This window comes from Herbinix hemicellulosilytica (assembly GCF_002904165.1).
GTDB lineage: Bacteria > Bacillota > Clostridia > Lachnospirales > Lachnospiraceae > Mobilitalea > Mobilitalea hemicellulosilytica.
Window position 1 is genome coordinate 94,056 of sequence record NZ_CVTD020000023.1, and the last position, 15,839, is coordinate 109,894.

At 37.5% G+C, this 15,839-nt stretch carries 19 protein-coding genes; 1 reads left to right on the forward strand and 18 read right to left on the reverse strand.

All coding sequences use genetic code 11. The annotated features are described in order from the left end of the window. Positions 1–450: 450 nt before the first annotated feature. The 3 genes from HHT355_RS09990 to HHT355_RS10000 all read right to left on the reverse strand — a co-directional run bounded on the left by HHT355_RS09990 (position 451) and on the right by HHT355_RS10000 (position 3,634). A complete protein-coding gene (locus tag HHT355_RS09990) occupies positions 451–1,566 on the reverse strand; it encodes an ABC transporter ATP-binding protein (protein ID WP_103203305.1) in 1,116 nt (371 codons plus the stop codon). 179 nt (positions 1,567–1,745) lie between these two features. Continuing rightward, positions 1,746–2,630 carry a YitT family protein gene (locus tag HHT355_RS09995; RefSeq protein ID WP_103203306.1) on the reverse strand — a complete coding sequence of 295 codons (885 nt, stop codon included), beginning with the start codon at positions 2,628–2,630 and terminating at the stop codon, positions 1,746–1,748. 158 nt (positions 2,631–2,788) lie between these two features. Continuing rightward, complete coding sequence (locus HHT355_RS10000; RefSeq protein ID WP_103203307.1) at positions 2,789–3,634, reverse strand: hypothetical protein; 846 nt, start codon at positions 3,632–3,634, stop codon at positions 2,789–2,791. A 141-nt stretch (positions 3,635–3,775) separates the two neighbouring features. On the opposite strand from HHT355_RS10000, the gene ymfI reads away from it, so the two are divergent. Further along, positions 3,776–4,519: an elongation factor P 5-aminopentanone reductase gene (gene ymfI / locus HHT355_RS10005; RefSeq protein WP_103203308.1), complete on the forward strand. Its 744-nt coding sequence runs from the start codon at positions 3,776–3,778 to the stop codon at positions 4,517–4,519. A 37-nt stretch (positions 4,520–4,556) separates the two neighbouring features. Here ymfI and HHT355_RS10010 read toward each other — a convergent pair whose 3' ends face one another. From HHT355_RS10010 to rpmJ, 15 genes are all read right to left on the reverse strand, one after another. Then, the gene (locus HHT355_RS10010) at positions 4,557–5,483 is read right to left on the reverse strand and encodes an N-acetylmuramoyl-L-alanine amidase (protein WP_103203309.1); all 927 of its coding nucleotides are present in this window, start codon (positions 5,481–5,483) and stop codon (positions 4,557–4,559) included. A gap of 116 nt (positions 5,484–5,599) precedes the next feature. Beyond that, positions 5,600–5,950 carry a DUF2200 domain-containing protein gene (locus tag HHT355_RS10015; RefSeq protein ID WP_103203310.1) on the reverse strand — a complete coding sequence of 117 codons (351 nt, stop codon included), beginning with the start codon at positions 5,948–5,950 and terminating at the stop codon, positions 5,600–5,602. 579 nt (positions 5,951–6,529) lie between these two features. After that, positions 6,530–6,922: a 30S ribosomal protein S9 gene (gene rpsI, locus HHT355_RS10020; RefSeq protein ID WP_103203311.1), complete on the reverse strand. Its 393-nt coding sequence runs from the start codon at positions 6,920–6,922 to the stop codon at positions 6,530–6,532. Positions 6,923–6,950: 28 nt separating this feature from the next. Further along, positions 6,951–7,385 (reverse strand): 50S ribosomal protein L13, encoded by a 435-nt coding sequence (gene rplM / locus HHT355_RS10025; RefSeq protein ID WP_103203312.1) that lies wholly within the window; start codon positions 7,383–7,385, stop codon positions 6,951–6,953. A gap of 330 nt (positions 7,386–7,715) precedes the next feature. After that, positions 7,716–8,405: an MgtC/SapB family protein gene (locus HHT355_RS10030; protein ID WP_158245955.1), complete on the reverse strand. Its 690-nt coding sequence runs from the start codon at positions 8,403–8,405 to the stop codon at positions 7,716–7,718. Between the two features lie 4 nt (positions 8,406–8,409). Continuing rightward, a complete protein-coding gene (gene truA / locus HHT355_RS10035) occupies positions 8,410–9,168 on the reverse strand; it encodes a tRNA pseudouridine(38-40) synthase TruA (protein ID WP_103203314.1) in 759 nt (252 codons plus the stop codon). Between the two features lie 55 nt (positions 9,169–9,223). Continuing rightward, positions 9,224–10,045 carry an energy-coupling factor transporter transmembrane component T family protein gene (locus tag HHT355_RS10040; RefSeq protein WP_103203315.1) on the reverse strand — a complete coding sequence of 274 codons (822 nt, stop codon included), beginning with the start codon at positions 10,043–10,045 and terminating at the stop codon, positions 9,224–9,226. A 300-nt stretch (positions 10,046–10,345) separates the two neighbouring features. Continuing rightward, on the reverse strand, positions 10,346–11,209 hold the full coding sequence (locus HHT355_RS10045) for an energy-coupling factor transporter ATPase (protein WP_103203316.1): 864 nt from the start codon (positions 11,207–11,209) through the stop codon (positions 10,346–10,348). A 49-nt stretch (positions 11,210–11,258) separates the two neighbouring features. After that, positions 11,259–12,113 (reverse strand): energy-coupling factor transporter ATPase, encoded by an 855-nt coding sequence (locus HHT355_RS10050; RefSeq protein WP_103203317.1) that lies wholly within the window; start codon positions 12,111–12,113, stop codon positions 11,259–11,261. 201 nt (positions 12,114–12,314) lie between these two features. Beyond that, positions 12,315–12,851, reverse strand: coding sequence for a bL17 family ribosomal protein (locus HHT355_RS10055; protein ID WP_103203318.1), 537 nt, complete (start codon positions 12,849–12,851; stop codon positions 12,315–12,317). Between the two features lie 48 nt (positions 12,852–12,899). Continuing rightward, positions 12,900–13,859 (reverse strand): DNA-directed RNA polymerase subunit alpha, encoded by a 960-nt coding sequence (locus HHT355_RS10060; RefSeq protein WP_103203319.1) that lies wholly within the window; start codon positions 13,857–13,859, stop codon positions 12,900–12,902. A gap of 66 nt (positions 13,860–13,925) precedes the next feature. After that, the gene (gene rpsD, locus HHT355_RS10065; RefSeq protein WP_103203320.1) at positions 13,926–14,522 is read right to left on the reverse strand and encodes a 30S ribosomal protein S4; all 597 of its coding nucleotides are present in this window, start codon (positions 14,520–14,522) and stop codon (positions 13,926–13,928) included. 16 nt (positions 14,523–14,538) lie between these two features. Next, positions 14,539–14,940 carry a 30S ribosomal protein S11 gene (gene rpsK, locus HHT355_RS10070; RefSeq protein ID WP_103203321.1) on the reverse strand — a complete coding sequence of 134 codons (402 nt, stop codon included), beginning with the start codon at positions 14,938–14,940 and terminating at the stop codon, positions 14,539–14,541. 78 nt (positions 14,941–15,018) lie between these two features. Further along, positions 15,019–15,387: a 30S ribosomal protein S13 gene (gene rpsM, locus HHT355_RS10075; protein ID WP_103203322.1), complete on the reverse strand. Its 369-nt coding sequence runs from the start codon at positions 15,385–15,387 to the stop codon at positions 15,019–15,021. 286 nt (positions 15,388–15,673) lie between these two features. After that, entirely contained in the window at positions 15,674–15,787 is a 114-nt protein-coding gene (rpmJ, locus tag HHT355_RS10080) for a 50S ribosomal protein L36 (protein ID WP_012201638.1), read from the reverse strand. Between the last annotated feature and the right edge of the window lie 52 nt (positions 15,788–15,839).

The following is a 15,839-nucleotide window of genomic DNA, read 5'->3' on the forward strand; positions in this document are numbered from 1 at the left end:
TACATAAATTATTTCGTACAATACTGTCAAATCATTATAAAATACAATTTGTTTATTTATTAAACTAATATCTTATTATCTTATACAAAATCTAATACAGACTGTTTTCATATACGGGCTTACCGTGTTTTAGCCAAAGCACATAAGTATTTTTTTTTCTTAATTTTCATAAATTAATATTCATATTATTTTTTTATAATACATCAAAATTCACAAAAAGAGTTCCTATGCAGAAACTCTTCATCCAAGCATAATTGATTTCCATTCATTTTATAATTTATAGAAAGCACCAATATACTTGCGTAATATCTATCAAAACATTTCTTACAACTATGCCGACAATCATAAATAAAATAGCTTACCTGTATTTATTAATCTATAGCTTTAAAGATGATATGCTATTACATAAATAAGGGAACACCGAAGTGTTCCCTTTAATTACTGATTTTATTAGTTTGTAATTACCATTTCTGTATCTTTATCAAAGAAGTGTGCCTTGTTCATATCAAATGCAATCTTCAATGTATCGTTAGGTCTAGCGGATGTACGAGGATTTACACGAGCTGTAATCTCAATATTCTCGTCAAGAGTGAAGTATAAGAATACTTCGGCACCGAGAAGCTCGTATACTCTTACGGTAGCTTCAATTACAGCATCAGGATAATTGCTTATGAACATTTCTTCATCATGAATATCCTCAGGACGAATACCCATAATAACTTTCTTATCCACATAACCGCTATCAACCAGTTTCTTGGCTTTAGCTTCAGGAACTTTCACATAATTACCGCAGAATTCTGCATAAATACCGTTTTCCTGCTTAACGATTGTTGACTCGATAAAGTTCATCTGAGGTGAACCCATGAAGCCTGCAACGAACAGGTTCTGAGGCTTGTCGTACAGATTTTGAGGTGAATCTACCTGTTGAATGATACCATCTTTCATAACAACGATCTTGGTACCAAGTGTCATAGCTTCGGTCTGGTCATGGGTAACGTAAATGAATGTTGTCTGCAGTCTCTGATGCAGCTTGGAAATCTCAATACGCATTTGAACTCTCAGCTTAGCATCCAGGTTGGACAGCGGCTCATCCATCAGGAATACCTTAGGATTACGAACGATAGCACGACCCATAGCTACACGCTGTCTCTGACCACCGGACAGAGCCTTAGGTTTACGATCAAGCAGGTGTTCAATATCAAGAATCTTAGCAGCTTCATGCACAAGCTTATCAATCTGATCCTTAGGTACTTTTCTTAATTTAAGACCAAAGGCCATATTGTCATATACTGACATATGCGGATACAACGCATAGTTCTGGAAAACCATCGCAATATCTCTATCCTTCGGTTCTACATCGTTAACCAGTTTATCACCAATATAAATTTCACCCTGTGTAATTTCTTCAAGGCCGGCAATCATACGTAAAGTCGTTGACTTACCACAACCTGACGGTCCTACGAAAATAACAAACTCCCTATCAGCAATCTCCAAATTAAAATCTTTAACAGCAACTACACCGTTAGGATATTGCTTGGTTACATTCCTTAAAGATAAACTTGCCATTTCCTATCCTCCTATATAATCGTATGTTCTTGTACAAGGTTATATAAGTATGATACACTATTTAATATTCTTAAACCATATCCCAATTTAACAAAATCAATTTTTGCCTTTTGTATAATTTGTATATTATTAGATAAAATAAGTAGATTTACCGAGAATACTAAGGTTTTTTTATTTAATTACTGTCTATATTCTATAAAACCTTCGCCCATTACTTCCCTGACATCATTTACTATAATAAACGATTTAGGATCTATACTCTTTGCAATTTCAGTTATTTTTACAATTTCCTTTTTTGAAACCACACAAAACAGCATTTTTCTGTCTTTATTTGAATACATGCCTGTAGAACTTAAACCTGTTACTCCACGGTCAAGACCGGTCATTATTGCTTCCGCTATTTTTTCATATTCGTCTGAAATAATATAGGCCATTTTAGCGAATTTCAATCCTTCAACTATACCGTCGGATACTTTTGCTGAAACAAACACCGCTATAATAGCATACAGGGCATTTTCAAGGCCGAACACAAAAGCACCGAGCAATATTATTGCTCCGTCAATAAAAGTTAAAATAATTGGTGTGGAAATATGCCTATTATATGCATGAATAATAGTTGCAAGCAAATCGGTCCCTCCGGTAGAAGCCGAAGCAGAAAAAACCATGCCCAGCCCTACTCCGGATATGGCTCCGCCCACCAAAGAGGCAAGCAGCAAATCTTCAAATTTAAAATTATATATCGGAACGACCATCATAGTTAAAACATATACCGCAGTACCCAGTAAAACATTGAACATGGTTTTAATACCCAGCAGGCGGATGGCTATAAGAAAAAGCGGTACATTGGATAAGACGGTAAATAACCATATCGGTATACCGCCCTCCCACAAAAAATTCGTAACTTCCTTTACAACGATAGCAAGTCCGGCAAGTCCTCCGGTTACAAGGCCCATCGGTTCAAATATTAAGTTTACGGCCAAAGCCATTAATATTGCCCCTACGGTTATTGTCAAGTTTTTTCTTAATAATATGACTTTTTTGCTATGATTTCTTCTCTTGTCCATATTTTACCTCTAATTTTATTAAATTAAAATTTAGAAAAAAAGCTACTATAGGCCATAAAAAATATCCTTCAATTTCAGGAATAGATAAGCAATATACCACTATAAAATGCCAAATTGCGGTCTTTCTTGTTCTTTATGGTATACTGCTCCTTACAGCTTTATTCACCTAAGCAAGCTTCTACTTGCTTTTTTGCTGCTTCTTTATCAACAGTATACTCACTGTTACTGTCCTTTCCGGCTATTACTTCAAAATAAATATTTTCTCCGGCAGTATTAAGATAACTTTCCATATAATTAAGCTTGTCTTCAAATTTAAGGTTTGACTTTATCTTTCCGTAAATTTCTTCGATATATTTTCGTAACTCGCTTTCCGTTTTTATAGTACCTAAAAATTCAATAAAATCCTGAGAAAATATTTCTCTCGGATATTTATCCGATATATCGTTACTATCCTTTATTAGTCCGATTTTTTCCGTAGTAAAAACAGAATCATATATGCTCTGAGGCACTACGGAATAGTAGCTGATGCTTATATCGAGCAAATCCTCAATCATCAAAACGCTGTATTCATATGCCGTATCATCCTGAATATAAGTCGTTATGGCAGAAAGTTTCAAAAATTGAGGAATTGACGGTTTAACCAAAACCAATTCCTTATGTAATGAAGAAGACAGAGTAAACCGGGTTTTGATCGGTATAGTAAAATAATACATTTTATTAGAATGACAATTAAATATTTCCAACAGCAATTTTTTTATGCTGCCGTCATCCTCATCTACACAAAAAATCAGATGTTTTGATACATCATCCAGTCTTGCTTCGGTTATAATTGACTGTTTCTTATCGGAAGTAATGATTTCTGCTACCTCAACTGCCTCATTTTCAATATTAAAAAAATCCATGACAATTTGATAGCTTAGGATACCGATTCCTAAAAACAAAGCAAAAAAAATAAGGGATAACAAAAATCCTTTAAAAAATATCCGCCCGGCACTCTTTTTCATATTTACACCTCACATCCCTGATTATTTTATCATACAGCTCTTTCTTAAATCAACTGTGCTTTATAAGCGTTAAAAGATATGATATACTAAAAACAAGCGAAAATATCATATAATACATCTACTATTATGAAAGGTGATCTTATGCCTGTTTCAGATAAAAGAAAAACCGTCTTAGTAACCGGCTCCTCCCGTGGGATAGGAAAAGCCATTGCCCTTAAGTTTGCCAAAGAAGGTTATAATGTTGTAATAAACGGGTCTAAAAATGAAGAAGATCTGATCCGTACAAAATCCGATATAGAAAATTTCTCCGTTTCATGTTTGGCTTATTTGGGAGATATGGGTTGCTATGAAAAAGTAAGAGAATTATTTCTGCTTATTAAAGAAAATTTCGGTCCTCTGGACGTGCTGGTCAACAACGCCGGAATATCTTACATCGGCCTTCTTACGGATATGAGCCCCGAAGACTGGGACAAGATTATAAAAACCAACCTGACTTCGGTATTTAATTGCTGCCGTCTGGCTATCCCCGATATGGTAAGAAATAAGAAAGGGAGTATCATAAATATATCCTCGGTATGGGGACTGGCAGGTGCTTCCTGTGAAGTTGCCTATTCCGCATCAAAAGGCGGCATCAACGCCTTTACAAAAGCTCTGGCAAAAGAACTGGCCCCCAGCAATATCAGGGTAAATGCCATCGCCTGCGGAGCCATAGATACCGATATGAATAATTTCTTAAACGCCGAAGAACTAAATGTGCTTTGTGATGAAATCCCTGCCGGCAGGCTCGGCCGTCCGGAAGAAGTTGCCGATTTGGTATATTATCTCGCAGAAAAAAACGAATATCTTACCGGCCAGGTCATAGGCCTTGACGGCGGATGGATTTAATGGTGTCAGGCACTGTAAACAAATTGTGAACGAAAGTTCACAATTTGTTTACAGTGCCTGACACCAACGCTTCCCTCGTACTCTTACCAACCCGGGTACCGTCGTCATTCATGTGTTTACCCCAACCCAAAGCATCCCAATATAGCAAAGTCGCTATCCTGGTTTTGGGTCCGAAAACTCCGTCTACTTTTAAAGGAATTATATCCTTAACAGGATAATCATAGATTTGAGGCAGTACTACATTCAGTCTTTCCTGTACCCAGCGGATATCTGCTTTTGAGGATTCGGGCGTAACTGATTCTGCAGGCATATAATTGTCAGGTTTATATTTTACACCGGTGTATTCACAAATTCCCTTGCAAATCTTTTTCGCACTTTCTTTCCAAAATGCCTCGTTGGCCATCATGCTAACGGCTTCCCTTAAATTTGTCATAAAAGCAAGCTCAATAAGTATAGCAGCCTTAGTGCCCAGGCTGTTACAGTTGCACATACCCAAAGCCTTGGCAGATACTCCCCTGTTATTTTGGCCGGAATTTTCCATCAGGTTCTTAAGCACCGTCTCTGCCATCTTTTTCGACTGGCCCGGATACTTATCATGGAAATATATAACCACTCCCGAGGCACTGTTAAAGTCTTTGCCGTCACCGTAGGCATTAAAATGGACAGAGATACTGTAATCGCACTTAGCCTTCTTTATGGCGGCCTGTCTGTCACTTATTGATGTATCGGGATCGTCAAAGGCATTGCTATCATTCCAGCCGGTCTTTGTAGTTTCAAATCCGTGTCTTTTAAGTTCCTGTTCCAGATAGTAAGAAACACCCACACTGGCTATGTGTTCCCTAAATTGCTCTCCTTTTTTCACAGTAATTTTATCGTTTATAACCACGTCATACGGAAAAGGCGGGGTTCGTTTGCCTGCCGTATTGCTGCCGTGGCCTGCGTCAATATTTACTTTAACAGCCATAAGTATCCCCCTTTAAAATTATAATTTTTAGGTTGCAACAATTTTTACTAAAGCATTTGTCACACAAATTATTTATATTTCATTATACTTATGGCACGTTAAAAGTTTCCTGCATATTATTTTCGTAAAATTTTTTCCATCGTTTTTCCTTTCGCCAACTCATCGATTAATTTGTCCAAATATCGAATGTTCTGCATAGTTGGATCTTCAATATCCTCCACCCGAACGCCGCAAATTACCCCTTTAATTAAAACACGTAAAGGATTCAATTCTGGGGCTTCTTTAAAGAAAGTCTCAACATCTACCTGTTTTTCTAACTGAGATTCCAACTCACTCTGGCTATAACCTGTCAACCAGCGAATAATTTCATCTACTTCCGATTTAGTACGCCCCTTTTTTTCCGCCTTAGCAATATATAGCGGATAAACTTTTGAAAAGCTCATTTTATAGATATTTTGTTTGGGCATAATACACCTCTTTTTTTGATTTTAAATCTTTATATATAGATACCGGCGTAAGTCGGCATACGCCTGTAATAAAAATATAAGTATATATTTGTTAGTTACATATTTTATCATGCTTAAGTCCTGCTAGATTTAATCTACGACATAATTGACATATTCTAGATATTACTTGTTATGAAATATAGCTTAATAATATTATTAGCCTATAACCTAACAAAACTTTATATTATAGATTTTTTTCATTTACGCTTATACTTTTTTTCAAATATTACAGACTTCCCTATCTCTATCTTATCTACTTTCCAGACTGTTTTCAACCATACATTTGCCTGCAAATGCCTTCCATTAGCCCACCTACATCAACAACATTTCAATGTCACAAGGAAGAAAATTTATATTAAGGGCTTCAATCAATATATAATAAAAAATATAAATTATTAACGGTCTTGTAAAAGCAAGTAAAGAATTCAACCACAACTGATGCAAAAGCCATCAAAAAACGCCAGGCGTTTCTTCGCCTGACGTTTGCAATTTCCGTATATAATAAAGCAAAATTGAGTACTGCTTGTAATTCCAAACAAATTATCTCTTGGAGAACTGAGGTGCACGTCTTGCAGCCTTTAAGCCGTACTTCTTTCTCTCCTTCATACGAGGATCTCTTGTCAAGAAACCTGCTTTCTTGAGGATAGGACGATAATCTTCATCTGCCTGTAATAAAGCTCTGGAAATACCGTGACGGATTGCACCAGCCTGACCGGTAAAGCCACCGCCTCTAACATTAACCATAACATCAAACTTATCCTGGGTTTCTGTAAGCAGAAGAGGTTGACGAACGATCAGCTTAAGTGTTTCCAGTCCAAAATATTCATCCATATCTCTTTTATTTATAGTAATTTTACCGGTACCGGGAAATAAATATACTCTAGCAACACTGCTTTTTCTTCTTCCGGTTCCGTAATATCTTACCTTAGTCAATCTAATTTCCTCCTTTCAACCTTCCCTATTAATACTTGATCTCTAATGCTTCCGGTTTCTGAGCTGCGTGAGGATGCTCAGGTCCAGCATATACATGTAATTTTTTAATCATTGCTCTTCCCAAAGGTCCCTTCGGAAGCATTCCCTTTACTGCAAGGGTGATCACTTCTGTCGGCTTCTTAGCCATCATATCGGCTAATCTTGTTTCTTTTACGCCGCCGATATGACCGGAATGGCTGAAATAGATCTTTTGCTGCATTTTCTTACCGGTGACTTTAATCTTATCTGCATTTACAACTATAACATAATCACCTGAGTCAATATAAGGTGTATAATTAGGTTTATTTTTGCCTCTTAATATTTTTGCTATCTCAGATGCGAGACGTCCCAATGTGTGTCCTGAAGCATCGATTACATACCACTTCTTCTCTATAGATGCCGGACTACCCATAAATGTCTTCATGGTTTTTCCTCCTTATTACATGCTTTCACATGCTCTAACATATTTTCACTTTAAATTGCAACAGAAACCCTCTGTCGCGAAAAGCAAAAAATATACTGTCGTTCTTATATTTATCCGTCTATAAATACTTTTCCCGGGGCTATGGAAAAGAATTTATCTTTGTCACATTTTTGTATTATATTACATGTTACCGGGTGTGTCAAGGATAATTTAGCATCCCTTAGAAAATTGAAGCTTTAAATTCCAATTTGAATATATTAGTTTGCAATCAAAAATACTTATCTCATTATTAAAGCAATTGCTCCTAAAAAAGTAAATTCCTTACGTAAATTATATTTCTTCTGCAAATTCCACACCCTCAATAGCACAAACATTTGATAATACATCCATTTTCATCTTTTTTTGCTTCAGCTTAATTGTCATGATAGCTGCTACGGTTGTATTGGTATTATACGTAGGTTTTACCAGTTCGACGGCCTCAATACTTATATTCATTTTCTTTAAGGCTTCCAGTATGGAAGAAAATGAGGTCGTTGCAGAAAACTCCATGTATATATCCATAATCTTTGATTTATAGAGCATGAAATTATCAAACCTATGTAAAATCACGGTTGCAAAAGAAATCAAAATGCACGTCACTATAGCGGCTTTGTAAAACCCGATTCCTACGGCAAGGCCCATACATGCAGTTGCCCACAAACCGGCAGCCGTTGTAAGACCTTTCACCTGATGTCTTCCTGTTACAAGAATAGTTCCTGCTCCCAAAAAACCGATACCGGATACTACTTGGGCTGCAATTCTGGCAGGATCACTTACTCCGTAATTTTCATATATATATTGATTTGTCATTATGGCAAGAGCAGACCCCAAGCATACCAGTATGTGTGTTCTCAGCCCTGCAGGACGGCCGGACCGTCCTCTCTCAAATCCTATTATACCGCCCAGCAAAACGGCCAGTACCAGTCTTAATATTATGGTAACGTCATTAATTGTATAGAGATCTACACCAAAAATTTTCATATAATCACTCCAACAAAAAAGCGTCCATATCATACTCTATGCCCACTAATGTCAGTCCATGAGCAGGAGCGGTAGGACCTGCCAGCCTTCTGTTTCGGCCTTTTAATATTTTGTCCATATCTTCGGGAGTTTTAAGGCCTCTTCCGACTTCAATTAATGTTCCCGCAATAATGCGTACCATATTATACAAAAACCCATTTCCGGTAACAGTAATTTTAATCATTTCACCGTATTTGTCAACATTAAGACTGTATATGGTTCTTACCGTCTCGGATACCTGGGTTTTTACGGAGCAAAAACTTTTAAAATCATGTTCACCTATTAAGTATTTTGCTGCTTCCTGCATAGCCTTAATATCCATATTATAATAAATAAAATACGAATAAAGTCTTTCGGTTGGAATTGCAATTTCCCTGTTCATTATCTTATATTCATAGGTTTTTTTGCTGTTAACTTTTCTGGGATGAAAATCGGCAGGTACTTCCATAGAGCTTAAAACCCTTATATCCCACGGAAGATAGCGGTTTACGGCATAGCATATTTTTTCCGGTGGAATAGGTGAATTGGTATCGAATACAGCCACATTTCCTTTGGCATGCACTCCTGCATCCGTTCTGCTGGCTCCTATAACCGTAATCTCTTCATTAAGCAGTTCCGATAAAGCTTTATTTACTACTCCTTCTATGGTTGTCTTTCCCGGCTGGACCTGCCATCCGCTGTAGTTAGTTCCGTCGTATGCAATTACAAGTTTAATTCTTTTCATATAAAACACCACTATTCAATTTACGTAAAATAAAGATTTGCCGCCTGTCACAATCTTATAAAAATGAGGGCAGGCGGTTTTCTATTACGCTGATTGCAATAACAATTGTCATATAGATAAGTAAAATTAAATATGCAAAATAATCTATACGGTGATAACGCAAGGGCTTCATCTTGGTTCTTCCGTCACCGCCATGATAACATCTGGCCTCCATAGCCATGGCAAGGTCATTAGCTCTTCTGAAGGCCGAAACAAACAGGGGAACCAATAACGGAACAAGGCTTTTTGCCCTTTTAATAACTCCGCCGGTTTCAAAATCGGCTCCTCTTGCCATCTGGGCTTTCATGATTTTATCCGTTTCTTCCATTAATATAGGTATAAATCGAAGGGCTATAGACATCATCATCGCAATCTCATGTACGGGTACTTTTATGCGGCGAAGGGGAGACAGCAATTTCTCAAGGCCGTCGGTAAGCTGATTCGGCGTTGTGGTAAAGGTCATCAGTGACGATCCCAGTATCAGATAAGTAAGCCTGATTCCCATAAATATGGCCGAATAAAGGCCCTGCCTGGTTATTTTCAAAAAACCTAACCTGACAAGTACATCCCCCTGGGTTAAAAACAAATTAAAAAACATTGTAAACAATAATATAACAATTATTGCTTTTAAGCCTCGCATTATATATTTTAAGGGTACCTTGGACATTTTTATAACAGATACCAGAAAAACTGTAACAGCAATATACCCGTAAAAAGTGTCAAATAAAAATATAGAAATAATAAATAATAAGGTACCACTTAGTTTCAATCTCGGATCAAGCCGATGCAAAACAGAATCTGCCGGGTAGTATTGTCCAATTGTAATATCTCGTATCATATCCTTCTCACTTTCTTAGGGTACTGACCTGATGTAAAAATGTAATATTATAATGTATAATAAGCCGATTTACTATCTGTTATTATAAAAATAACTATACCAATCAGGCAATAATCCCTGGCCTGTACCCAATGTATAATTTAGATGAAGAGAAAAAACTAAGCAAATCATTCTAACAAAACTTTCGCTCATCAACTAAAGCATCTTTTTTAAATCCTTAATTAAATGCATATATGCACTATTTATATCAAGATATCTCTTATATATATTACAATATTATCTCTTAGCCCAACATTATTTTTATATTTTCTGTATTTTATCTTTAAATACTTTTAATATCTCATTCTTTGCTTCATCCACCGTCGTGACATCCGTACTTACTGGTATTCCCTTTTCTTTAAGGGCATTCACGACATAGGTAACCTGAGGTGCAGCCAAATGCATCTTTTCCAGCTCCTTATACCGGGAAAATATCTTCACTTTTTCCTCATCCATAACCAGATTGCCGTTATTCATAACCAATATGCGGTCTACGTATTTAGCCACATCCTCCATGCTATGGGTAACCAGTATTACGGTTATATTTTTCTCCTTATGAAGCTTTGCAATCTGATCAAGTATTTCATCTCTGCCTCTGGGATCAAGGCCTGCCGTAGGTTCATCCAGAATCAATACTTCTGGCTGCATAGCCAATATACCTGCTATAGCCACCCTTCTTTTTTGACCGCCGGAAAGCTCAAAGGGTGACGCATCTATAAGATCATCACCTATTCCGACCATTTTTAAGGCTTCATAGGTGCGAAGATCCACTTCCAGTTTATCAAGGCCTAAGTTCTTGGGACCGAAACTTACGTCTTTATATACGGTGGTTTCAAAAAGCTGGTGTTCAGGATACTGAAAAACCAGTCCCACTTTACTTCTTAAGGTACGCATATCAAAATTTTTGTCGTATATATCTTCACCGTTAAAATAAATTTTCCCGCTGGTAGCCTTAATAAGACCGTTCATATGTTGTATAAGGGTTGACTTTCCGGAGCCGGTATGACCTATAAGGCCGATAAATTCACCTTTATTTATCTTAAGATTTATGCCTTTTAAAGCATGCTTTTCAAAACTCGTTCCACTGCTGTATACATAATGAACATTATCAAATATTATCTGCAAAATAATCACCTGCTATCTTATTAATCACATGAAAACTCTGGTGCTTTTATTACGGGTACAGCCTCAACAGGGCATCTACCAGTTCCTGTATTGATAAAACTCCGTCAGGAATATCAAGGCCTTCTTTTTTCAATTCATAAGCCAATTCTGTTACTTGTGGAACGTCAAGGCGGTATTTTTTCAGTTCGTCAACCCGTGAAAATATTTCTCTCGGAGTTCCCTGCATTACAATTTTACCCCGATCCATTACAAAAACCTTATCCGCATATATTACCTCATCCATGTGGTGAGTAATCAATAGAACGGTGATTTTTTCCAACTTATTCAGACTACAAACTGTAGATATAACTTCCTTACGGCCTTCCGGGTCCAACATGGCTGTAGGTTCGTCAAGCACTATGCACTGGGGTTTCATAGCCATAATACCTGCAATAGCTACTCTTTGCTTCTGACCTCCCGATAATTTATTCGGAGATTGCTTTCTGTATTCAAACATTCCTACAGCCTTAAGGCTTTCTTCTACCCTTTTTAATATTTCTTCCGTAGGAATACCCAGATTTTCCGGCCCAAAACCCACATCTTCTTCTACAACTGTAGCAATTATCTGATTATCGGGATTCTGAAATACCATACCGGCAGATCTGCGAATCTCCAATAAATTTTTCTCCTCCGCTGTATTTAAGCCGTTTACCCATACGGCCCCTTCCGTAGGATACAGTAAGGCATTAATATGCTTTGCAAGAGTGGATTTTCCGGAGCCGTTTGCTCCTAAAATAGCAATAAAATCCCCTTTTTTAACATCCAAATTTACTCCGTCTATGGCTCTGTTAATAGATTCAACATTTCCGCCTTCGTCTCTTCTTATATATTCAAAAGTCAGGTCACGAGTTTTAATCATATCCATACTGTATCCCCATTTCTGTTAAATTCGGTGCCGATTTAATTATCCCGCTCTCTTTTCTTTATATCTTACAATCAACTTCTAAGAAGTATATACTATGCGTATATCTTACGTCAAGAGCATATACTGAAAAAGAGGACGTTCACCAACAAGCTGTACGTCCCCTAGATCATTATGCTTAATTATTTTAAATACTATAAATAATTATACTAACTCAATCAATACTTCCATTGCGGCATCGCCTTTACGAGGGCCTATTTTAACTATTCTTGTGTATCCGCCGTTTCTGTTCGCATACTTAGGTGCTATCTCATCGAAAAGCTTTTCAGACAAATCGATAACCTTAGTATTTCTCTTTCTTCCTGCTTTTTCTTCAGGTACTACGGTTACAGGATAAAGATACTTCAACATCTGTCTTCTTGCATGAAGACGGGAAGGATTATCCTTTTTAATTGTCTTTTCTACCTCGTCAAATACTGTAACCTTTTTACCGTTTACTACTTCCTTAACTCTTTTGCCGTCTTTATCTTTACGTGCAACCTTAGCCTTAACCGTAACTGTTTCATAATTGTCTCTTTCCTTAACGGCAAGGGCAATTAAATGTTCGGCTATTTTGCGAACTTCTTTGGCCTTGGCTTCGGTTGTAACGATTTTACCATGATATATTAAATTGGTAACCTGGTTTCTAAGTAAAGCTTTTCTTTGGCTTGTTGTTCTGCCAAGCTTTCTGTAACCGGCCATGTGTTTCCCTCCTTTGAATTACTTATGCAACTATTCATTTAAGCCGAACTAGTCATCACTCTGTTTTAAGGATAAACCGAGTTCATGCAGTTTCGACAATACCTCTTCCAAAGACTTACGCCCAAGGTTTCTCACTTTCATCATATCCTCGGCGGTCCTGTTCGTAAGTTCTTCTACAGTATTTATTCCAGCCCTCTTCAAGCAGTTATATGAGCGAACCGATAATTCAAGTTCATCAATACTCATCTCTAGTACTTTTTCTTTTTCGTTATCTTCTTTTTCAACCATTATCTCGGCAGTCTTGGCGTGCTCTGACAAATCAATGAAGGAATCAAGATGAACACTTAATACCTTGGCAGCCAAACTAAGGGCTTCGTCAGGAGCCAGTGTGCCGTTTGTATATACATCTATGGTCAGCTTGTCATAGTCGGTAATCTGTCCTACACGAGTATTCTCTACCGATATATTTACACGTTCTACGGGTGTGTATATAGAATCAATCGGTATAACTCCGATAGGCAAATCATCCTTCTTGTTCTTTTCAGCGCTGACATAGCCTCTTCCGTTTGTTATCGTAAGCTCCATGTATAATCTGCTGTCCGGTCCGCCGCATAAAGTAGCAATTACATGGTCCGGATTAAGAATTTCAATATCCGGGTCAGCCTGAATATCCCCGGCTGTAACTACTACTTCGCCTTCAGCGTCAATGTAAGCTATTTTAGGCTCATTGTTGTCGCTGTGATTTTTAATTGCCAGATCTTTTAAATTCATGATTATTTCAGTAACATCTTCCTTAACTCCGGGAATTGTACTGAATTCATGAACAACTCCGTCAATTTTAATTTGGCTTACAGCAGTTCCGGGTAATGAAGAGAGCATAATTCTTCTAAGGGAATTGCCCAAAGTTGTGCCGTACCCTCTCTCTAACGGTTCTACTACAAAACGTCCAAATCTCTTATCTTCGGAAATTTCTACAATCTCAATTCTGGGTTTTTCAAAATCAAACACAACAGGACCCTCCTTCTGGGTTATTTGAGTTGATTATTTTTCCAAATAATAAATATAACCAATTTATTATTTGGAATACAACTCTACTATCAACATTTCATTAACCGGGACATCGATTTGATCTCTTGTAGGAATTTCCTTAACCGTTCCGGTCAAATTCTCCTGGTCTGCCTCCAGCCAAGCAGGAACAGTTCTTCCGGCGGTCACTTCTAAGATATCTTTATATCTCTGAGAACGTTTAGCCTTTTCTTTGATTTCAATAACATCTCCGGCCTTAACGGTATAGGACGGAATATTTACGCATTTGCCGTTAACCAGTACATGCTTGTGGCTTACAATTTGTCTTGCCTCATCTCTGGTTCTGGCAAATCCTAAACGGAAAAGTACATTATCTAATCTAAGTTCCAGTAAAATCAAAAGGTTCTCGCCTGCAGTGCCGCCCTTCATTTTCTGAGCTTTTTCAAATGTATTTCTAAACTGTCTTTCAAGTACGCCATATATAAATTTAGCTTTTTGCTTCTCTCTTAATTGCAGTCCATATTCACTGGTCTTTTTTCCTGCTCTGGAGAAAGATCTGTTTGATTTTTTATCTAAACCCAGATAAGCCGGCTCCAAACCAAGGGCTCTGCATCTTTTTAAAACTGGACCCATATATCTAGCCATTTTCTTCTACCTCCTATCAGACTCTTCTGCGTTTTGGTGGACGACATCCGTTATGTGGAACCGGTGTTACGTCTTTAATACTTGTTACTTCTATTCCGCATGCCTGAATAGCACGGATTGCAGCTTCTCTGCCTGAACCGGGGCCTTTAACCATAACTTCTACTGATTTTAAACCATGTACTAACGCTGCCTTTGCGGCTGCCTCTGCTGCCATCTGAGCGGCATAAGGAGTCGACTTTCTTGAGCCTCTGAAGCCTAATCCACCGGCACTTGCCCAAGAAATAGTATTACCTTCCATATCGGTCAGCGTAACAATTGTATTATTAAAAGATGACTGAATGTGTGCCTGTCCACGTTCTATGTTCTTTTTGACACGCTTCTTAGTCCCTTTTTTTGCTGGTGCTACTTTCTTAGCCATTAAACAAAACCTCCTATTGGATCTTCAAAATACGGAAGTAAAAATTTCTTCCTATTATAATGGGTTGCACTTCAATAATTATTTCTTCTTATTAGCAACTGTTCTTCTAGGACCCTTCCTGGTTCTGGCATTGGTTTTAGTTCTCTGACCACGTACAGGCAGTCCTTTTCTATGACGAATTCCTCTGTAGCATCCGATTTCCATTAATCTCTTAATATTAAGAGCAACTTCTCTTCTTAAATCACCCTCAACAACCTGGGTCTCATCTATAACGTCACGAATTCTGGCTACTTCATCGTCGGTAAGGTCTCTGACACGGGTATTCGGATCTACGTTTGCCTGGGCAAGAATTCTCTTAGCGCTGGCTCTGCCGATGCCATATATATAGGTAAGTCCTACTTCAATTCTCTTATCTCTCGGTAAATCTACACCACTGATACGAGCCATGTGTTTGGTACACCTCCAAAATTAATTTAACAGATAAATGTATTCTATGTTTTCTATTTTTACCGTAATAAACCCACTGTCTATTACGTCAGCCGCTTTAAACTGTAACAGACACAAAAAGTCTATGTCTGCTAAGACTCCATGCAAAAATGATGACGGTACACGGGTCTTAAGGCGCAAATTGCACCCACAATATCACAATAACTGCCTTAAAGGCAGGTAATTGTAACACAAAAAGCAAGAACTATATATTTAAACAATAGTGGTTCAAACCAAACTACTGTAATTAGCCTTGTCTTTGTTTGTGTTTGGGATTCTCGCAGATAACTCTGATAGCTCCCTTTCTTTTGATAATTTTACATTTTTCGCAAATTGGTTTTACTGATGATCTTACCTTCACAGTAATTCACCCCTTTCAAAAAAGTCCGCTTATTATTATATCACCGCAGAAA